Source organism: Paraburkholderia kirstenboschensis (assembly GCF_032806925.1).
Classification (GTDB): domain Bacteria; phylum Pseudomonadota; class Gammaproteobacteria; order Burkholderiales; family Burkholderiaceae; genus Paraburkholderia; species Paraburkholderia kirstenboschensis.
This window is the reverse complement of the sequence record NZ_CP136511.1, coordinates 1642409-1661612: the sequence shown is the minus strand read 5'-3', so window position 1 is coordinate 1661612 and position 19204 is coordinate 1642409. Positions and strand designations below refer to the sequence as shown.

Below are 19204 nucleotides of genomic sequence, written 5' to 3'. Positions count from 1 at the left end.
TACGAGAGCTATGCGATGACCTACAAAATAATCGTCGTTTTCAACTCAACGCGAGCGAGCACGTTCATCCGCGACCCGGAATCACCCTGCGGCTCGCGAAGCGCTTCAGCGCGCGTCTGACGGGCCTCTGCTCCGTGCTCACCCCCGTCACGCGCTCGGCATGTGATGCGGGCGCGGTTGAATGCTTTCAAAACGATGAAAAGCGCGTCATGAACAGCGTGGCGCACTCGAGAAGCTCTCCCAAGCAAACTCGCGCGTGGTGAAGTGTCGGGACAAGACTGTCGTTGACCGGCGAGTTCGCTGGCGTCACGCGGCGATTTGCGATGGCCGCGGAGTAGGCGACCGATCATGCTGAGAGGCGCACCGTGGCTGTCACCACCTGGGTTGTCGTTGCCGACGGCAGCCGTGCACGAATCTTCGAGACGCCGGGACATAAACTGGACTTGCCGGAAATTCAAGACCTCGTCAATGTCGTCGCTGGTGGACCGGCGCTGAGCGAGAAGGATCGCGAAAAATTTGCGAAAACCGTCGCCTGCGTCGAACAGGGACGGCTTCATCACCGGTACCAGCGATTGCGATTTGCCGTGCAGCCGAAGTGCACCAGTCGCCTGGTGCTGCTGGCGAACATGGAAGACGCCACCGCCGCCTCGGCACTGGCGGGCTTCACTGCCAAACTGAATTCGATCGCCTCCCCACTGCGCCAGGGCTTCACCTACGACCAGGGTAAGGAAACGACCCGGCATCAGGAGCTCAGCGCCGCCACCGGCGTGCGCCTGTACTTCTGCGATCCGCACAGTCCATGGCAACGCGGTACCTGCGAGAACACCAATGGGCTGTGCGGCAGTATCTGCAGATAGGGTACTGACCTCTCGATCTACAGTCAGGACGACCTCAATGCCATCGTCGACAGCCGACCTCGCGCCACCCATGTATTTTATCCGCCATTCGAGCTCTTCGAACGTATGCTCGCAACCGCTTCGATAACCTCAGCTTCCATTCATTAGGCACTGTTGCGCTTCACTCTTGAAACCGCCCACCACTCCGTCGACCTATTCGCGACGTTGCAGCGCGGCAATGCGCTTGTCGATCGGAGGGTGCGTCGCGAACAACCCAAGCCAACCGGGTTTGTCCGTGATGCCGAATGCCTTGAAAGTTTGCGGAAGTTCGCCGGGTTCAAGCCCACCCAAGCGGGCGAGCGCGCTGATCATCGGCCGCGGTGAAGCCAGCAGGTGAGCAGATCCCGCATCGGCGCGAAACTCGCGCAAGCGCGAGAAGTAGGCGACAATCACTGAAGCGAGGATACCGAAGACGATCTGGCAGGCAATAACGGTAACGTAAAAACCAGGGCCCACCCCGCGTTCAGTGCGGAAGAAAGTCTTGTCCACGAAGTAGCCGACTACACGCGCGAAGAAAATCACAAAGGTGTTCACCACACCTTGAATGAGGGTCAGCGTCACCATATCGCCGTTGCTCACATGCGTAATTTCATGTCCGAGGACCGCTTCTATTTCCTCGTTATTCATCGATTGCAGCAAGCCGGTCGAGACGGCCACCAAGGCTGAATCCCTGAATGCGCCGGTGGCAAACGCGTTCGGCTGACCTTCAAAAATTGCAACTTCCGGAATACCGATGCGGGCTTTCTGTGCGAGTTGCCGTACGGTGCCCACCAACCATTGCTCGGTCGCATCGCGTGGGAAGTCGATGACACGCGCCCCGGTTGTCAATTTCGCCATCGGCTTTGAAATAAGCAGCGAGATAATCGAACCGGCGAAGCCTACCACTGCGGAGAACATGAGTAGGGAATTGACTTTTAGCCCGCTCTTAGTCAGGAAACGGCTGACGCCGAAGACATTCAGTACTATCGAAAACACCAATATCACCGCGAGGTTGGTGGCGAGAAACAGTATGACGCGTTTCATTTGCGAAGCTCCTTTAGAAGCTTGCTACGGTTGGCCTGGGGCAGAGCATACGTCCATGGTTCTCGCGCTTCTTCCTCCTTCCCGCCCAGACATGTTGGATTCCTGCGTTTGTGCGCGAACTGCCTCCGCAACGGCGGCACGATGCATCGAGACTCCCTTGCCGCATGTGAGGTAAAGATGGGGGACCTGGCGTAGCGCCGGGGTATCAATCGATTGGCCAACCATCAATGCCATCCAATCCAATCAAGCTGTCTCGGGAACAGCACAGCGCGCGGAATTTTCGTCGGAAGTGGAGGGCAGCCGGACGATGAGTCCGGCTCCAAAGATCAACGCGCCATGTTCGTAACCGAGGCCAAGGCCACCCCGCTCTGAACCGGCCATCCAGTCGGCGCGCGCAACGCCGCAGGCTCAGCCACATGGACGATGCCGTTCAGGCGGCATCGCCTACGGCCGTGCATCGCGTCAGACGTGCGCCGGTTTCCTGGTCGACTTGTTCGGAGTTCCGTCTCTGGTGACTGCATCTGTACGAGCACGGCGTTTGCAACCTGTCGTAGGTCATAACGACTTTGTCGCCTTCGGGCACGTCGCCGCGCAAAACGGCATCCGCGAGCTGCGACTCCCCTTCCTGAGGGATTTTTCCCTTGGGCATGCGTGCGTCCAACTCCGGGTCATAGCCGATGTCCGCGAGATGGATTGCTGGCGGCGATGATTATCGTATTCGTAGAATCAACCAGACGTCCCTTGCCGTCCGTGAGTCGGCCTTCGTCAAAGAGTTACAGAAGCAGGTTATGCACCTCCGAATTCGCTTTCTTGCGCTCGTCGAGCAGCGCCACGCTATACGGCCGGCGGCGTACGCGCCACATGAACGGGGCCAAGGGTGAAAATCGGATTATCTGCGGCTGATTTCAACCCTTGGCGTATTCGAATTCCGGGAGCTTGCTCAGCGCATCCTTGCTCGCGCCCTCCAGTATCATCTTCGGTGTGATCTGCTTAAACCGCTGCACCGGGATAGCGACGCGGTGCGCGGCGATGCCGAGAAATCCGCCAACATCGATAATGGCCACGGAAAGTGACCCGTCGGGCGCGATAATCAGGTCGTCGATCCGTCCTATCTTTTCGTTTTTGTCGTTGTACACGTCGGTGTGGACTAGCTTCGATGCACGCCACCCCTTCGCTACGAGTTGCGTTTGGGTGACGCTCACGCCGAGAGGCACCGTGCCTGCGACCGGGGCTGCGGGCTGCTGCCCCGTCGCGGAGCCGGCCGGGAACACGGTAGCCGTCACGGCGAGCAAAAGTGAGAGGTTTCTCGCAGCCTTTTCGAGTCTTTCATTCATGATGTACTCCCAATGCGTACGAATGAATAATGGAGCACCCTGCCGGCCGGCGGCCTTTATGGGTGCAGTGGCCCGCTCCGCTTGCCGGAGAAGTTGCTACGCCGACGGCCGCGCGGACTGTTGCGGAGTGCTATCAGCAGCACTGCAGTGATCAGGGTCTGCATAGGCCGAGCGGCAGTGGAATCCACCGGTCTTTTTGGCTCGAGCGAGGCCGGAACGCTGTGACGACCGCCGCGGCGCACCCTAACAGAGCGCCAGGCGCCAACAGCGCGAGCAGGCCCAATAGTCGTCCCGCGATGCCTCGCACCTGGAGCAGCATCCGCCATGCATGCGCTAACAGTTCGTCCATCGGTGGTGCTCCGATCTGAACCAAGTGAATTTCATCTTGGGCGTCAGCTTTTGCGCCGAGCTGGTTCGGCCCATGACGTCAATCCTAAGCTCGCCAAGGGCGGGCTTCTTTCTCTTTTCTGCCTATAGGTATCGAAAATCTGCAGTGTGATCCGCGGGCGGACCGGTCGCGAAACCGGGACGAAAGGATCGGCGGAGGCGATGTTCATGTCCTCCTGCAACTCGCGAGTTGCCGCACCGATCAACCCTACTTCCGGCTTCACTTTTTCGCCCGGCAACTACCACCTCGAACCCCACCTCGCGACGAGCAAAAATGCGGCTATCCGCTACCAGGCGGGCGTCCAGCTTACCGCTGACTACGGCGTCAATTACCACATCAAACACAACTGGCTCGTCGGCGTGGACGGATAGCCGCTCGTGCTTCAGCGCCATGGCGAACTCGAGTATCTCGCAATCCGTGGCCGAGAGTCCGTGAGGTTTGCGAGCCGCGCGATATTTGCGCTGAGGCAGGCGAAATCTCGGCGTCGTCGCGTTGATTTTCGGCGACGCGATAAAAGATTGCTCAGCTTCTTGCGCGCCGCCCTTGCATCGAGCGGCACCTGCTCGGGGCCGATCCACTCTCCGAGGCCCAACACATCAGCGAGGTGTCGTCACTGAAGCAATTGTGTTGAATGAAGCCCAGGTGCCCTTCGAGGGGTAACTGTGGAGTGCCTGGACCACGTCCGCATGAAGCGACAGCGCTTCCGCCTCCCCAATGGCCTGCTCGAATGCTTCCTCGAGCGCGGCGGGCCGCCTGTCACCGGAACACGCGGCTGCCACGAGCCGCGCCATCAGAAGCTGAATGTTGAGGCGCACGCGCTCACTTCCGGGCGTTATTGCGCGAGCGTGAGCGATCCCACGTTCAGCGACAGCGAGGGCTTCAGCAACGGCGAACACCCGAAGACAGTGGTGGCTCGCTTCGACACCTGCCCGCGCGGTCATCAGCGGGTCCTCGGCCAAGGTAGCGTGATGAACGACTGCGCGATGCAATTGCGGATCGTACCTGCTCGCTGCCAGCGACTGGCTGGGATGCGTTGCGCGCCTATTCGGCTGTGAAAGCGTCTGGTACAGACGTCTCACGCACCAGGTCATGTGCGAAATCGAACCCGCTCTGGTTGGGCGCGATCAAACCGCGGCGTTCGAGTCCCGTCAGGGACGAGAGAATGTCCTGAAGCGGCTTATCGGTCAGTTCCGCAAGTTGCTCCGGGGCGAAGCTGCGGCCGATGGGTCGCCGCGAAACAAAGCAGGTTTCGAGTCGTGTGATCCAGCGCAGTGAGACGTTCTTCGATTAGCGTGGCGATAGACGGCGGCCAGTCGCCCCTCTCCGGTGTCGCGGCCCGACTCAGTTCAAGCAGATAGAGCGGATTACCACCGCTTTCACGCAACGCCCGCCCGACCGACATGTTGTTGCCAAGTGCGGCAACGACAGCAATGCTAACCCGCGCTTAATTCCCCTCGGCGGCCAGCCTTGCCGAACGGGAGTCATACTGCCTCTATGAACGCGTCCCGTTTTGCAACAGTTTTCGTTTGTTCAGACTGACAGGCTGGGTTGCAGCTCTCTATCCGGCCTTCATGCAGCCGATACAGCCGCTGCGGGCCCCTATGAAATCCGCTGACTCGCTCCTCATTCTTACCACGAGCTCGAAGCTCAAGACAGTATGCAGGTTTAGCGAGTCCCAGGTCCTACCTGACTGGTCATCACAATCTCTATGAACGCGTCCCGTTTTGCAACAGTTTTCGTTTGTTCAGACTGACAGGCTGGGTTGCAGCTCTCTATCCGGCCTTCATGCAGCCGATACAGCCGCTGCGGGCCCCTATGGAATCCGCTGACTCGCTCCTCATTCTTACCACGAGCTCGAAGCTCAAGACAGTATGCAGGTTTAGCGAGTCCCAGGTCCTACCTGACTGGTCATCACAATCGATTGCTGCGCAACTTTCTCGACGTTCACCCTGTGTTGAAACGTTGAAGTTCTATTTAGCGAAGACTTTTTCAGACGGGCTTTACACTGACGTAGTCTTTGCAGTATGGCCTGTCGTGAGCAAGTACCGCCCAGATTGTGCGTGCCATCTTGTTTGCCAGAGCGACGACTACGACGTTCTTGGGTCTGCGCCTGAGCATCTGCTCAACCCACGGACCAGGCTCCTTCCCGTGCTCCAGGACCGATCGCGCGCCGTGAATTAACAGGGTGCGCAGGTAGGTGTCTCCGCGCTTCGATATGCCGTGCAAGATCACCTTACCTCCGGAACCCGTTTGCCCGGGTACAAGACCGGCCCATGCCGCGAACTCTCTGCCTGAACTGAATGCCTTTGGATTGCCCATGGTCGCGACGGCTGCTGTCGCGGTCAGCAATCCCACGCCCGGGATTTCGCTGATGGCCTTGACCGCCTTGTCCTCTTTTTTCCACTCCCGCATCCGAAGCTCAATCTGCGCGACCTGCTCATCGAGTTTCGTCAGTCCGTTCCACTGCTCGCGAAGTGAGTCGATCACAACCGCCGGCAGTCGCTCGGCAACCCGTTCCAATACCGCTGGAATCGCCTCGTCAAGCGCAGCACGGCTCTTGCCCATCACCTCGCCGTATTCCGTCAGCAATCCACGCAGGTTGTTGACCTGCATCGTGCGAAACTTGATGAGTTGCTGGCGCATCCGATGCAGCGCCAACATCGCCTGCTGTGTCTCCGTCTTCACCGCAACCGGCTTGCCTGGTTGCTGAACCGCCAACCAGATCGCGCGTGCATCAGCAGCATCACTCTTGTTTCGAATGTTGAACGCCTTAGCAAATTCAGCCGGTATCAGTTTGACGTCATGTCCCATCCTGATCAGCTGACGTGCCCAGTGATGCGCACCGCTACACGCTTCCATTCCGATGAGGCACGGCGCACGATTCGCAAAGTGCTCAAGGAACTTCGCCCGCTTGATCGGTTTGTTCACGATCTCACCAGTTTCCTGATCGACGTAATGCACCTGGAAAACGAGCTTGGCTATGTCTACGCCCACTGCCATACTGTTCATCGTGGATCCTCCGGTTGCCGGGAAATGCGTGCATTTCCCATTTGGGCACATCGATGCCGTTGGCCCGTGAGGGTCCACCTTACCTCTGCTCTCACATTCACGGGTGGGACGCGTTCATTTCATTCTTAACCGGCAAATCGCTGGCATTGGCGTTACCTCAGTGGCGCGCTCCTCCAGCAACCCGCACCTCCACGACACCCCTCTCAAAGACGTCCTCGCCAACAACGAGAAGCCGGGGTGGCCGCGTGTAGCCCTCAACATTAACCGCCTGCCGGCTTGGTTCTACGTTATGCCACCGAGCGGGCGGCCTGGGGTTTATTCAGGTCAGGATTGCATTAACATCAGTGTGACAGTCTGGCAAAGCCCGAAGAAATCCAAATCTTATGACCGCATCGATTTCTGCGGTGACGATATCGTACCCAACACCTCATTCAGCCAGGTCATGACATGGAAAGACATGGCTTTCAGCATGAATGGCGCGAATACCGGCGTCCGCCGGACCATGGGTCCAACAGCGCCGCAGCACCTGTTCCCGAATAATCCCGGCACGCAGACTTTCACGATGCTTAACGGCTCATACTTTTTGGGCAGCATCATGGCCACAATTGGATATAACTGGGACAACATGCAGGACATGCGCTTCTGGGTGGTGAACGTACCGTCTATGCAAGATAGCAAGTCGGGGACCGAGCGCCCGGCCAATATGCCGAGTTGATCCACGATAGGACTCAATGATTGATTCTCGTAGCGACAATGCGGGGGTTACCTAGCGCTCACTCGCGTTGCTGTTGACTGCTGTAGCGATAGCGATGTGGATTCCATCGTTATTCTCGTCTGCACGGGCTCGTATCGCCCGAACAGACGCCGAGCTAATCGCAGCGGAAAACTGAATCTTAAGTAGGGGGAGAGAGCGATGGGAATGTTCGGATGGGGTAAGCGGCAAGATCGTGAAATCTCGAGCGCGGAGATTGAAAAGGACCTCATTGCCGTTGAGAAGCCTTTGGCGCGTATGTATCTTTTGAAATCGCCCCATCCACTCGATTTCCGCCGAGCAGAGGAGCGGTATCTTTACGTGGTCGGCAAGCACTATCCCAAAGCGGACGCGACCCGATTGCTATCAGCGTTGTATCTGGACTACGACGGTTACTATCAAAGCGCCGCAACGAAGGACTGGGGCGACGGTACTTCAATGCTGTTCGTCAAAGAGCAAGACGCGGTGGGTTGGGCGAAAGGATTGCCGGAATATGAAGAGCAATTGAGACTGCAGTACCCCTGGCTGTACCGGTCTGACAACGGAAAACCGCAAAACTGACTCCGCGCCCTTCCCCGCCTCGATCCCGATGATCCGTTGCAGCGCGAGCAAGTCCACCGATGAACGAGACGTTTCCCGCCAGGCTACCAGACCACGTCAGCGACGCGACGCGAATAGTCGCAACAGATCGTCGCGAAGGTCCGATACGTCCAGCAGATGCTGGGCACGCGTGAAGGCGACATACAGCAGCCGAAGCTCGTCTTCATCGACCGCCAGCCTGCCGTCGACGTACTTGAACAGGAAGTCGTTCACGACCTTCACCCTCCTCCACTCAAGCCCCTTAGCCAGAAAATCAAGGAGACGAAAAAACCGGGAGTCGACGTGACAGTGCCACATCCGCACGGATTCAAGCAGGCAAGATTCCTGGCAAGCTGGACGTCGCCAATTGCATTACGAGCGACTGGATGCGCGGGCAAACCACGCGCGGCGCATCGGCTTGAGTGCGGCGATCGCGAGCACGGCGGTGCAACTATCCAATGCGATTGCCGTGCCGAACACCGCGTCCCAACCGCCCGTATGCTCGTGGAGTAGCGCCGCCACCGGTCCGCCCAGGATCGAACCGATACCTTGCGCATAAGACAGGCACGCGTAGTTGACGATCGCATGCTTGCCGCCAAAGGTGTCCGTGAGCGTCGAAGGGAAAAGCGAAAAAATCTCGCCCCAGCCGAGAAAAACGACGCCCGACAGCAGCACGAACAACAATGGGTCGTGCCGCGACGTGAGCCACAAGGTCATCGCTATCGCTTCCATGCCGAATGCGACCAGCATCGTATGCTCGCGGCCGATCAGATCGGAGATCCATCCGAACATAGGCCGCGTCACGCCATTCGCCACGCGATCGATCGTCAACGCAAGCGGCAGCGCGGCGAGACCGAACACGGTGACTCCCGCCATGCCGAAATCTCGCGTGAAGACTGCCATTTGTGAGGTCACCATCAGGCCGGAGGTCGCCATCATCGACATCATCACAAACATCAGCCAGAACAGCGGCGTGCGCAGCATATTGCCGGGCCGCGTGTCGGGTACGGCCGCGGCGGCTCTCTGCGACCGCCAGTCAGCCATATAGCCGGGAGGCGGCAGCCTCATGCCGAGGGCGGCAAGTATGCCGACCACGCCAAGGATCACACCATAGACGACCAGCGTATGCTGATAGCCGTACCTGGCGATGCTATTGGTGATCGGAAACGTCGTGAGCATCGCGCCCATGCCGAAGCCTGCCATCACCACGCCGATTGCAAAACCGCGACGGTCTGGGAACCAGCGTGCCATCAGCCCAATCGTGCCGACCACGACAATGCCAACGCCGATTCCCCCGAGAACGCCATAGCAGAGATAAACGGACAGCAGAGATTCCGCGCGGCTCGTCAGTACCCAGCTAAGTCCCGTGATCGCGCCACCCGCGGAGAGCAGCCAGCGCGGCCCGAAGCGCTCGATCAGATAGCCCTCGAGCGGCGACAGAAACGTCTGGCAAACAATGAGGATGGAAAAAGTGACCTGCAGACCCGGCAGCGACACACCGAGCTGGGCGGTCAACGGGCGCGTCAGCAAAGTCCAGATGTATTGTGGATTGGACGCGACCATCGCGCACACGAGGCCGCACAATAATTGCCACCAGCGGCTGTGTAGCGAAAGGACAAGCGGCGCGCGGGTGCGGGCGCCGAAATTCTGGGTGCTCATGCTCCAACTCCGTACGAATAAGTGACACGAAATGACTCAGGCAGCGCGCTTGCCCGAAGGCCTGACGCGACGCTTCCTGGACGGCGCGCTCAGTACATCGAAACGTAAGTTCAGATGACCCGGCCGTGAAAACGACACCTTTCGACAATCCACCAGTGCATCTGCATCATGCCGATTTAGTTGCAATTTCCAATAATTTACATTTACATGTGCTTTCGATGTGCACGAAGTGTGCCATGTCCCAATAAACCCCTGTTCATGGACAGATCAGGCGTTTTTCATACCGCGATGAAAGCGCGGCCATGCGCAAAAACCATGCGCGGTGCGCGAGAAAGGTGCACTGCGCGAGGCGAGATCACCGTTGCACCGATTCCGGGCCAACATTGGCCAGTCGTCGAGCCCGTACGGCTGCGACGACCCCAAGGAACGATTTAAATGCGAAGATGCAAACTGCCGAAAACACCCGACGCAATTCGCCGCGGTGTGCAGTATGTCGTTCCCGCCGCTTGCCGATGATGGAGAACGCCGCCGGTTCGTGTGAACCGTCTTTGATGCGTTACCGGTCTGAGAGCCGCGCAGGTTGCTGCATCAGGCGGCACGCCATGCATGCGGAATGGTCCGCTTCGAAAGCATGTGGAGAGAGTCGCGCGATCTGGGATCAGGGCTCGTTGGGGCGGATGATTGCCATGCCGAGGACGCCTGTGACGTTCCAACCGACATGGGCAGTAGCACTGCAAATCTGCTTCAGCGATCTCCGCAATGGTTTTCAACAGCATCGGCGCAGGGGCCTGCGATGCCGATGAAGGACTGCACGAGAAACACGAGACGCCGCACGTTAGTCCTCAAGAAGCCCGGTTATTGCAGCGGAAATAAACGCGGCATCGTCCAGATTGGCTGTCGGCAACCCGGCGCGATGGCCCCATATCGACGAAATGGGAAGGAGCCTGGCGTTTTGCATTTGCTCGACCTCGAGACGATTGTCTTCCACCTGAAAATACAGATCGGTTTCGCTAGGCATGATCAGCGACTTTGCCGTAATCGCTTTCAGCGCCGCGTGAAAATCGCCGTTATATTTGGAATTGGCCGCGATGTTCGCATGCTGCCACGTCCACAGGTGAGCCAGCAGATTGTTCCCATCGCGCTTCAGGAAATTCGCTTCCCACGACATCACGAGAAAATCTTCGAGCGAGGAAAACCCGGCCTGGCGCCACACCTCGTCACGATAAAACGTCTGCGACATCGCCATGGCAGCGTAGTTGCGGCCCATGGCCCGCAGACCGCGCTCGGGACGCTGGACGAATGTTCCGTTTTGAAAAGCGGGATCCGTCGTCAGGGTCGCACGCACACCCTCGATGAACACCTGATTGTGCGGCGAGGTTTTTGCCGCGCCGCAGAGCACAACGAGGCGCCTGACCATCTCTGGATACATTGCCGCCCACTGATACGCCTGCAAGCCACCCATCGACCATCCGCACGCTAACTGCAATACGTCGATGCCGAGTTCTTGCGTCAGGAGCTGGTGTTGAATCGCGACGTTGTCAGCGATCGTGAAATTCGGCCAACGGCTTCCGCTAAAGGGCTCGGTTGCGTTGCTGGGCGAGGACGACAGTCCATTGCCGAACAGGTTCGGAACCACGACGAAGTACTTGTCGGTGTCTAGCGCCTTGCCCGGACCGACCATCCACTCGATGTCATAGTGATGCGCGGAAAATGACGTCATGTACAGAATGACATTCGATTTGTCTGCGTTCAACTTTCCGTAGGTTTGATAGGCGAGCTTGGCATCTCTGAACGTGATACCAGATTGCAACACCACGTTTCCGGCATTGAATACAAAATAGTCCTGCATGGATCGGGATCCCTCTTGGTGAAATTTGATGAGCGGATAACTGAAAAAGTCAGACAGAAGGTATCGATGCACAACTCGGCCCGGTGGGTCGATTGCATCCTGGCGGAAGTGCCGAGATGTGCCTGCGACAGGCTGATCTCCGACTCCACGGTGCCGCGTTAATTGCAACTTGCAACAATTGCAGTTCACATGCTTATAGGCACGAAGCGTACCATTATGCGGCAAATCCTATGTGTGGGCAGATCAGGTTGTTGCGTCACCGACATGAGCACGCTGCAATGCGCGAGACTTGTGCAAGTGCGCGCGAGGACAGTTCCGCTGTATTGAGCGCACCCTCAAGCCGCAACATAAACGTCAGACGTGGCTCGCCCGCAAAGCCGCAGCCCTCGCCGGGCAGGCTCATTCGGGGCCGCTTCTCAATCATGTCCACAGGACATGGTGGTTTGCGGAGTTCATCGGCCGGAAGCGGCAAATGAAGTACGATCGCGAACTGGTTTATCTCGCATCGCTGCTTCACGACCTGGGTCTGTCGGAGAATCATGCTGCGGAAAGATCTATTCCGACGACCAGAACAGGCTCGACACAACGGCACGCGCGGTGGCCGCGCGAATCGGGAAGAGTCAGGGCGTGGTCGATGTGAATGACGGCATCAATCCAGTGGGCGACGCGCTCGAATTGCATATACGGCCCGAAGCCGCTGCCGCAGAAGGCATGGACCCGCAGTCGATCGCACAAGCCGTTTCCGACATGGTCGAAGGCACCTGCTCAATGAAGCAGTGAACGGCTGATTGTCGACGCGTAGCTGACGCCTGAGCGTGGCATCGCGGCAACAGCGGCTGACCATTCATGACCGAGCTGTGCCCGACGCGGTCGCCCGAAGCCGACCCCAAGCGGCGACCCGACTCAGCGTCTATCGTGTGGCCGGTTTCGACATTAGACCGGTCTTCCGGCCGGGCTGCCCTGGCTACGACCGCGCTTGCGCGACGACCACGCTAGCCGATGCCGATGCGGCGGAGCTGTTTTCGATCCAGCGCTTTCTCATCGGCGCAAGTATGAATTTGGCTGACACGGCTGCCGCGATCGACACCACCGCCGCAGAAATAAACACCGTGCTCCACCCGCCGTTCGCCGACAATACCGAGGCGATCGGCACCAGCATCGACGCCGTGCCCTTCGCGGTATAAAGCGTTCCAGCATTGGCGGCGGCGTACTTGCTGCCGAATGTGTCCGCGCAGGTCGCCGGGAAGATCGAGAAGATCTCGCCCCAGCACAGGAACACAGCGGCCGCGAAGAACATGAACGCGTACGGGTTATGGCCGAATTGCATCAGCCCTAGCAGGGCCACGCCCTCGCCCAGAAAGATCATGAACATCGTGTTTTCGCGGCCGATGCGATCCGACAGAAAACCGCACAACGGACGCGTGAAGCCGTTGCACAGATTGTCGATCGACAGCGTCATCGTCAACAGCGGCAACGTGATGCCCATCAGGCTGACAGGCAGCTTCGCAAAGCCGTATTCCTTCGCGATCGGACCAAGCTGCGCGGTCGCGATGATACCGCCGGCGGCGACGAACACGAACATCAGATACAGCACCCAGAAGAGCGGCGATCGGATCATCTGACCGGGCGTGTAGTCGACCTTGGTGGCGACCACGCGCTTGGCCGCGACCGCGGTTGCGGGCGGCTTCGGTCGTATCAGCATGGTGGCGAGCAGCAGAATGCAGACGCCCTGGAAAATGCCGAAGAACATGAACGTGTGCTCATAGCCCGAGCGCTGAATCATGTTGGCGATTGGAATCACGGTAACCGCCGCGCCAGCGCCGAAACCTGCCGCGGTCAAACCGGCCGCAAGACCGCGCTTGTCGGGAAACCATTTGAGCGCCGTGCCGACACACGTGCCGTACACGCAACCCGCACCGATACCAGCGATCACTGCGGCGACGTAAAGTTCGGTGAGACTGCTCGCATGCGCGTCGATGATCCAGCCGAGCGCTGCGCACAGCGAGCCGCCGATGACAACCGGACGCGGCCCGAATTTGTCGACGAGCCAGCCCTCAACGGGAACGAGCCAGGTTTCGGTGACGATGAAAATTGTGAACGCGGTCTGAATCGCCGCCTGCCCCCAATGGTGCGCGTTGTCCATAGGTACTACGAATAGCGTCCACGCATATTGCAGGTTCGCGACCAGCCCCATGCACACTATACCGATAGTCAGTTGCACCCAGCGGTTATGCGTGAACGGCGCAGTGCCTCGCTGGGCTACGTTGGGATATCCCATGTCTCCGTCTCTCCTGTAGATTCCGTCACGCTCGAACGGCGCGTTGGACTCGCTGATCGAATCGCCTCATTGCTGTTTGATCTGCTGCAATGAGACGGAATGGCCGGGCAGAGGAATTGTATTGATGAAAACCCTTGCCCTCGTTAACCGCGCAGCGACAGGAACAAAAAAGAGGTTGCGCGGACAACGGGTCTGAAGGCATCCTGCGCGAGAAGAGCAATCAGCGAAAGTTAAAACATTTTATGGATTGCATTAGGCATCCCTAATAGATGGGGTTTGCCCTTACTGAGTAACGTTCATGAGAAACGGACTCTTCGCCAATTGAAGATCTTCGAGACGGTCGCCCGGCACCTGAGTTTCACTCGGGCAGCCGACGAGCTGTGCCTCACGCAGCCTGCCGTCTCCACCCAGGTCAAGCAGTTCGAAGACCATGCCGGTCTGGCGCTATTCGAGCAACTCGGCAAAAAAATCTATCTGACGCCGGCTGGCTCGGAAATGCTTCATTACGCGCGTTCGATCATCGAGCAGTTTCGGGAAATGGCAGCAATGCGCCGGTTGCAAGGCATCGCGGGCGGCCAGCTCAACATTGCGGTAGTCAGCGCCGGCGACTATTTTTTCCCGCGCCTCTTGGGCGAATTCACGCGTCGCAATGAAGGCGTGCGACTCAACCTCGCAGTGCACAGGGTGAATGGACAACCCGACGACCTACCGAGCGTGACCGTTTAGGGCGGCGTGCGGATCTTCATGTTGCGGTTGCTCAAACGGTCTCTATAAGAAAAAGGCTATCGTTATCCATTGTAACTTTAACTGTTGTTTATTTACCGCCGCTTTTATCCTTGGTTCATGCCACCTGCCTGAAGGAGACGATCATGAACCCCTTTCAATTCGACGCTCACAGCACGCTCGATGCCCAAGTCCAGGCGCAACTGTGCGCCTACAACGCGGCGTTCGATGAACTCGGTCTGCGCTTTCGCTGGGATGCGCGCACGCTGACGTCGCTGGCCGCAATCGACGGTGAGCAGGCGCGGATTACCGCTTACATCGAAGCACACCATGCGCATTTGCTGAAGGCGTATAGCGCGGAGTTTCTGAGCCGGGCCATTCTCGGGAAAAAGAACGCGCGCTATCCGGCATGCCTGTCGACGCGCGTGGAAACCGTACCGCATGCGGGCCACGCGGCGCGTCAGCCGCAAGCGACCCATCGCCGCGAGCACCTGTCGTACGGCGCGGAACTGCCGGCACTGGCTGGCGTTTAGCCGCAGCGCGCGCGGACGCACGTTGGCCCACCCGCAGGGCTTGTGGTGCAGATAGCTAGTGCGGCTGAGGCGTTACCTGTCAACACGGACGCTTGTCGATTGAACAGCACAGGGCCATACCGGAGCCGGAGCCGGAGCCGGAGCCGGAGCCGGGATTGCATCGCATGATCCCGGTGGTCAAGCAGCGCGAAAGCGGGAGCGTTGCACGTGACGATGTAAGCCGGCGATCAGATCGCTCGGCGTCACCATCCCCACGAGCCGCCGTTCGGCATCCAGCACCGGAATGTGATGATGCCCGTGATTCGCGAACAGCGGCACGAGATCAGCAATCGGCGTATTCACGCTAGCCGCGCGCGGGCCGGCGTTCGCCGCTTCCGTGCTTGCCGCTGTCGGCCGCGACATGATCGTGGCGCAGGTCAACTGGTCCAACGCGCGGGCGTACCCCTGCATTTGCGTCTCGCGCAGCAGTGCTTCGAGATCGTCCGCGTCGATATCGAGCCATTCGCTCCGTTTGGCGAGCACCGCATCCAGATCGCCCCGTGTGAAAGCCGACGTCGGTGCCGCGCCTTGTTGGCGAATCTGCGCGGCAACGTGCGGATAACGATGGCCCGTCAGCGCATGAAACGCGAGCGCCGCGCAGAGCAGCGCAGTTGACTGAATCGCAATCGGCTCAAGGACGAAACGGTAGCCCATTGCATGAATCGCGGGACCCCCGAGCACCGCCGTCAACGCGACCGCCCCCGATGGCGGATGCACACAGCGCAGCGCGAACATCGCGCACATCGCGAGCGACACGGCGAGCGTCGCGGCCGCAACCGGATTCGCAATCCAGCTCGCACACGTGACCCCGACCACGGCCGACACCAGATTGCCGCCGATGATCGACCACGGCTGCGCGAGCGGGCTCGCGGGCACGCCGAACAGCAACACGGCCGATGCGCCCATCGGCGCGACCAGAAGCGGCATCGCCGCATCAGCGCCGATCAGAAAATGCATCGAAACGCCGGTGACCGCGATGCCGCACAACGCGCCGACACACGACCGGAAGCGCTCCCGCCAGTTGACCGTCACCGGATGCGGCGCGAAGCTCAGCAACCAGCGCACCGCCGCAGAGGCCAGGCTCGTGTTCGGCATAGTTTTTTGTCTCCGTCGTCTGCGGCGGTGTGGCTTGTTTCGCAGCCTGCTTTTCGGCCTGCTTTTCAGGCGGCCTCTAGCTGCCTGAGCAACGCGTCGACGCTGCCCTTCGCGTCGCCGAACAGCATCCGCGTGTTGTCCTTGTAAAAGAGCGGGTTGTCCACGCCCGCGTAGCCGGTCGCCATGCTGCGCTTCGACACGACCACCGTGCGCGCCTTCCACACTTCGAGCACCGGCATCCCGGCAATCGGACTGCCCGGATCCTCGAGCGCGCCAGGGTTGACGATGTCGTTCGCGCCGATCACGAGCACGACGTCCGTGCTGGTGAAGTCCTCGTTGATCTCATCCATTTCGAGCACGATGTCGTACGGTACTTTCGCTTCGGCAAGCAGCACGTTCATGTGGCCCGGCAAACGGCCCGCCACCGGATGTATGCCGAAGCGCACGCGCACGCCGAGCCCTTCGAGCTTGCGCGTGATCTCGCTGATCGTCGTCTGTGCCTGTGCGACTGCCATGCCGTAGCCCGGCACGATGATCACCTCGGACGCGTCACGCAAAATCGCGCAAACTTCATCGACGGTGGTCGGCACGACTTCGCCCGCGATATCCGCCGAACCGGTGCCGCTTGCCGCGCCGAAGCCGCCGAGAATCACCGACACGAAACTGCGGTTCATCGCGCGGCACATGATGTAGCTGAGAATCGCTCCGCTCGAGCCGACCAGCGCGCCGGTCGTGATCAGCAGATCGTTGCTCAGCATGAAGCCGGTGGCGGCGGCTGCCCAGCCGGAATAGCTGTTCAGCATCGACACGACGACCGGCATGTCCGCGCCGCCGATCGCCATCACCAGATGCACGCCGAGCGCGGCGGCCAGCACGATCATCGCGAGCAACGCGACAATGCCGTCGGTCCCCGCCGGCACCGTCAGAAAGCGATAGCCGATCACGATGCACAGCACGAGTACCGCAAGATTGAGCAGATGCCGGCCCGGAATCACGAGCGGCTTGCCGCTCAGCGTACCTTGCAGCTTCAGGAACGCGACGATCGAACCGGTGAACGTAACGGTGCCGACAAACACGCCGAGGTAGATCTCGATCAGATGGATCGCGCGTTCGGCCCCAACGGGTTCGCCGGCAGGCATCAGGTAATTGGTGACGCCGATCAGCACCGCGGCGAGCCCGACGAAGCTGTGCAGGATCGCGACGAGTTGCGGCATTTGCGTCATCTCGACACGCCGCGCAAGTAGCGCCCCGACTGCCGCGCCGATGACGGCTGCCGCGAGCACAACTCCGATGCCCGCGCCTTGCGCGATGAGAAGCGTCGCGACGACCGCTATCAGCATGCCGGCGACGCCGTACAGATTGCCGCGCCGCGCGCTGCTCGGGTGACTCAAACCACGCAGGCTGAGAATGAACAGCGTGCTTGCGCCGAGATACGCGATGTTGCCGATTCCGTTCAGCATGAATTCTCCCTAGTTGCGCTGAAACATCTTCAGCATCCGCTGGGTCACGAGGAACCCGCCGGCGATGTTGATCGTCGCGACCAGCAACGCAATCCCGCCGAGCACCGTCACCAGTACGTTCGGCGTGCCGAGTTGCAGCAGCGCGCCGATCACGATGATTCCGCTGATGGCGTTGGTCACGCTCATGAGCGGCGTGTGCAATGCGGGCGTGACGTTCCAGACCACCTGATAGCCGACGAAGACCGCGAGCACGAACACGGTCAGATGCGCGACCAGGGCGGTCGGCGCGACCGCGCCCAATGCGAGCAGTCCCAATGCGGCGGCCGCGAGGAGGATCAGCGAGGTGTAGCGCGAGCCGCGAGCCTGCTCCTTCGCATCGGCGGCAGTGGCGGCAGCGGCCTTTGCAGGCGCCGGCTTGTGCACCGCGATCGCCGCCTGTTTTGGGGGAGGCGGGGGCCAACTGATTTGACCTTCATACACCACCGTTGCGCCGCGCATCACGTCGTCATTCATGTCGATACGGGCGATGCCGTCTTTCTCTGGCGTCAGATCGGTTAGCAGATGCCGGATGTTGGTGCCGTAAAGCTGGCTCGATTGCGTCGCCATCCGGCTCGGCAAATCGGTGTAGCCGATGATCGCCACGCCGTGCACGGCGGCCACGACACCCGGCTGCGTCAGTTCGCAATTGCCGCCCTGCTCGGCCGCCATATCGACGATCACGCTGCCCGGCCGCATGTTCGCCACCATCGCGGCCGTGATCAGCTTCGGTGCCGGCTTGCCTGGAATCAGAGCGGTCGTGATGATGATGTCGACTTCCTTCGCCTGCGCGGCGAACAATGCCATCTCAGCTTCGATGAACTTCGCGCTCATCTGCTTAGCGTAGCCGCCGGCGCCGCTGCCTTCTTCCTCGACGTCGAGCTTAAGGAATTCGGCACCCATGCTTTCGACCTGCTGCTCGACTTCCGGCCGGGTATCGAACGCCCGCACGATCGCGCCGAGCCCGCGCGCCGCGCCGATCGCCGCCAGTCCCGCGACGCCCGCGCCGATCACCATCACCTTCGCCGGCGGCATCTTGCCTGCAGCGGTGATCTGCCCGGTGAAAACGCGGCCGAAGTGCTGCGCCGCCTCGATCACTGCACGATAGCCGGCCATGTTCGCCATCGAGCTGAGCGCGTCGAGTTTCTGAGCGCGGGAGATACGCGGCACGCAGTCCATCGCCATCACCCTCGCGCCGCGCTCGGCGAGCTGTTCCAGCAACGCCTCGTTCTGCGCGGGCCAGATGAGACTGATCAGGGTGGCGCCCGGTTTGAGCAGCGAGGTTTCGCTGACGCCGAGCGCGGGGTGATGTTCCGGTGCGCGCACCTTGATCACGATATCGGCCTCTGCCCACAACGCATGGGTATCGCTCACGATGCGCGCGCCGGCTGCGCGGTACGCATCATCATCGAATGACGCGCGTATGCCGGCTTCGGTCTCGACGTCCACCGTGAAGCCGAGTTTCAGCAACTGGCCGACCGTTTCGGGTGTCGCGGCCACACGCCTTTCGCCGCCGCGGATTTCGCGCGGCACGGCAATCCTCATCGGCATG

17 protein-coding genes and 3 pseudogenes are annotated in these 19204 nt (G+C 60.0%); 9 read left to right on the top strand and 11 right to left on the bottom strand.

What is annotated here, in order from left to right; all coding sequences use genetic code 11:
* Nucleotides 1–599 precede the first annotated feature (599 nt).
* Nucleotides 600–1004 (top strand): annotated as a pseudogene (locus RW095_RS08105) (IS30 family transposase); the annotation flags it as partial.
* Nucleotides 1005–1049: 45 nt separating this feature from the next.
* Here the strand turns inward: RW095_RS08105 and htpX are convergent.
* From htpX to RW095_RS08090, 3 genes and pseudogenes are all read right to left on the bottom strand, one after another.
* Complete coding sequence (gene htpX / locus RW095_RS08100) at nt 1050–1919, bottom strand: protease HtpX (RefSeq protein ID WP_317015578.1); 870 nt, start codon at nt 1917–1919, stop codon at nt 1050–1052.
* Between the two features lie 692 nt (nt 1920–2611).
* Nucleotides 2612–2776, bottom strand: a pseudogene (locus tag RW095_RS08095) (AAA family ATPase); the annotation flags it as partial.
* A 48-nt stretch (nt 2777–2824) separates the two neighbouring features.
* Nucleotides 2825–3253, bottom strand: a complete 429-nt coding sequence (locus RW095_RS08090; protein ID WP_317015577.1) for a PRC-barrel domain-containing protein — start codon at nt 3251–3253, stop codon at nt 2825–2827.
* Nucleotides 3254–3808: 555 nt separating this feature from the next.
* Here RW095_RS08090 and RW095_RS08085 point away from each other — a divergent pair.
* Together RW095_RS08085 and RW095_RS08080 are read left to right on the top strand one after the other, a co-directional pair.
* Complete coding sequence (locus RW095_RS08085) at nt 3809–4012, top strand: hypothetical protein (protein WP_317015576.1); 204 nt, start codon at nt 3809–3811, stop codon at nt 4010–4012.
* Nucleotides 4013–4303: 291 nt separating this feature from the next.
* Nucleotides 4304–4696, top strand: coding sequence for a hypothetical protein (locus RW095_RS08080; protein ID WP_317015574.1), 393 nt, complete (start codon nt 4304–4306; stop codon nt 4694–4696).
* Nucleotides 4697–5630: 934 nt separating this feature from the next.
* Here RW095_RS08080 and RW095_RS08075 read toward each other — a convergent pair.
* Entirely contained in the window at nt 5631–6650 is a 1020-nt protein-coding gene (locus RW095_RS08075) for an IS110 family RNA-guided transposase (protein WP_317015573.1), read from the bottom strand.
* Between the two features lie 160 nt (nt 6651–6810).
* Between RW095_RS08075 and RW095_RS08070 the strand changes: the two genes are divergently transcribed.
* Both RW095_RS08070 and RW095_RS08065 read left to right on the top strand, forming a co-directional pair.
* A complete protein-coding gene (locus RW095_RS08070) occupies nt 6811–7365 on the top strand; it encodes a hypothetical protein (RefSeq protein WP_317015571.1) in 555 nt (184 codons plus the stop codon).
* 198 nt (nt 7366–7563) lie between these two features.
* On the top strand, nt 7564–7962 hold the full coding sequence (locus RW095_RS08065) for a hypothetical protein (protein WP_317015570.1): 399 nt from the start codon (nt 7564–7566) through the stop codon (nt 7960–7962).
* Nucleotides 7963–8058: 96 nt separating this feature from the next.
* On the opposite strand, the gene RW095_RS08060 is transcribed toward RW095_RS08065, so the two are convergent.
* From RW095_RS08060 to RW095_RS08050, 3 genes are all read right to left on the bottom strand, one after another.
* Nucleotides 8059–8214: a hypothetical protein gene (locus RW095_RS08060; protein ID WP_317015568.1), complete on the bottom strand. Its 156-nt coding sequence runs from the start codon at nt 8212–8214 to the stop codon at nt 8059–8061.
* Between the two features lie 138 nt (nt 8215–8352).
* On the bottom strand, nt 8353–9639 hold the full coding sequence (gene oxlT, locus RW095_RS08055; protein ID WP_317015567.1) for an oxalate/formate MFS antiporter: 1287 nt from the start codon (nt 9637–9639) through the stop codon (nt 8353–8355).
* 835 nt (nt 9640–10474) lie between these two features.
* On the bottom strand, nt 10475–11656 hold the full coding sequence (locus RW095_RS08050) for an alpha/beta fold hydrolase (RefSeq protein WP_317015565.1): 1182 nt from the start codon (nt 11654–11656) through the stop codon (nt 10475–10477).
* Between the two features lie 304 nt (nt 11657–11960).
* On the opposite strand from RW095_RS08050, the gene RW095_RS41400 reads away from it, so the two are divergent.
* Entirely contained in the window at nt 11961–12128 is a 168-nt protein-coding gene (locus tag RW095_RS41400; RefSeq protein ID WP_394365015.1) for a hypothetical protein, read from the top strand.
* Entirely contained in the window at nt 12086–12268 is a 183-nt protein-coding gene (locus RW095_RS08040; RefSeq protein ID WP_317016780.1) for a hypothetical protein, read from the top strand. The genes RW095_RS41400 and RW095_RS08040 overlap by 43 nt, the downstream gene beginning before the upstream one ends.
* A gap of 184 nt (nt 12269–12452) precedes the next feature.
* Here the strand turns inward: RW095_RS08040 and oxlT (RW095_RS08035) are convergent, their stop codons facing one another.
* Nucleotides 12453–13766, bottom strand: coding sequence for an oxalate/formate MFS antiporter (oxlT, locus tag RW095_RS08035; RefSeq protein WP_317015563.1), 1314 nt, complete (start codon nt 13764–13766; stop codon nt 12453–12455).
* 285 nt (nt 13767–14051) lie between these two features.
* Between oxlT (RW095_RS08035) and RW095_RS08030 the strand changes: the two are divergent.
* Both RW095_RS08030 and RW095_RS08025 read left to right on the top strand, forming a co-directional pair.
* Nucleotides 14052–14447, top strand: a pseudogene (locus RW095_RS08030) (LysR family transcriptional regulator); the annotation flags it as partial.
* 188 nt (nt 14448–14635) lie between these two features.
* Nucleotides 14636–15022, top strand: coding sequence for a hypothetical protein (locus RW095_RS08025; RefSeq protein ID WP_317015562.1), 387 nt, complete (start codon nt 14636–14638; stop codon nt 15020–15022).
* A 177-nt stretch (nt 15023–15199) separates the two neighbouring features.
* Here RW095_RS08025 and RW095_RS08020 read toward each other — a convergent pair whose 3' ends face one another.
* The 3 genes from RW095_RS08020 to RW095_RS08010 all read right to left on the bottom strand — a co-directional run bounded on the left by RW095_RS08020 (nt 15200) and on the right by RW095_RS08010 (nt 19203).
* Nucleotides 15200–16156 (bottom strand): HPP family protein, encoded by a 957-nt coding sequence (locus RW095_RS08020; RefSeq protein WP_317015560.1) that lies wholly within the window; start codon nt 16154–16156, stop codon nt 15200–15202.
* A gap of 65 nt (nt 16157–16221) precedes the next feature.
* Nucleotides 16222–17616 (bottom strand): Re/Si-specific NAD(P)(+) transhydrogenase subunit beta, encoded by a 1395-nt coding sequence (gene pntB, locus RW095_RS08015; protein ID WP_317015559.1) that lies wholly within the window; start codon nt 17614–17616, stop codon nt 16222–16224.
* Nucleotides 17617–17625: 9 nt separating this feature from the next.
* On the bottom strand, nt 17626–19203 hold the full coding sequence (locus tag RW095_RS08010) for a Re/Si-specific NAD(P)(+) transhydrogenase subunit alpha (protein WP_317015557.1): 1578 nt from the start codon (nt 19201–19203) through the stop codon (nt 17626–17628).
* Between the last annotated feature and the right edge of the window lies 1 nt (nt 19204).

Bases quoted from the DNA above. Each gene is read 5' to 3' on its own strand.
- htpX (WP_317015578.1), bottom strand. From the start codon at position 1,919: ATGAAACGCGTCATACTGTTTCTCGCCACCAACCTCGCGGTGATATTG.
- RW095_RS08090 (WP_317015577.1), bottom strand. From the start codon at position 3,253: ATGAATGAAAGACTCGAAAAGGCTGCGAGAAACCTCTCACTTTTGCTC.
- RW095_RS08085 (WP_317015576.1), top strand. From the start codon at position 3,809: ATGTCCTCCTGCAACTCGCGAGTTGCCGCACCGATCAACCCTACTTCC.
- RW095_RS08075 (WP_317015573.1), bottom strand. From the start codon at position 6,650: ATGAACAGTATGGCAGTGGGCGTAGACATAGCCAAGCTCGTTTTCCAG.
- RW095_RS08065 (WP_317015570.1), top strand. From the start codon at position 7,564: ATGGGAATGTTCGGATGGGGTAAGCGGCAAGATCGTGAAATCTCGAGC.
- oxlT (WP_317015567.1), bottom strand. From the start codon at position 9,639: ATGAGCACCCAGAATTTCGGCGCCCGCACCCGCGCGCCGCTTGTCCTT.
- RW095_RS41400 (WP_394365015.1), top strand. From the start codon at position 11,961: ATGAAGTACGATCGCGAACTGGTTTATCTCGCATCGCTGCTTCACGAC.
- oxlT (WP_317015563.1), bottom strand. From the start codon at position 13,766: ATGGGATATCCCAACGTAGCCCAGCGAGGCACTGCGCCGTTCACGCAT.
- RW095_RS08025 (WP_317015562.1), top strand. From the start codon at position 14,636: ATGAACCCCTTTCAATTCGACGCTCACAGCACGCTCGATGCCCAAGTC.
- RW095_RS08020 (WP_317015560.1), bottom strand. From the start codon at position 16,156: ATGCCGAACACGAGCCTGGCCTCTGCGGCGGTGCGCTGGTTGCTGAGC.
- pntB (WP_317015559.1), bottom strand. From the start codon at position 17,616: ATGCTGAACGGAATCGGCAACATCGCGTATCTCGGCGCAAGCACGCTG.
- RW095_RS08010 (WP_317015557.1), bottom strand. From the start codon at position 19,203: ATGCCGATGAGGATTGCCGTGCCGCGCGAAATCCGCGGCGGCGAAAGG.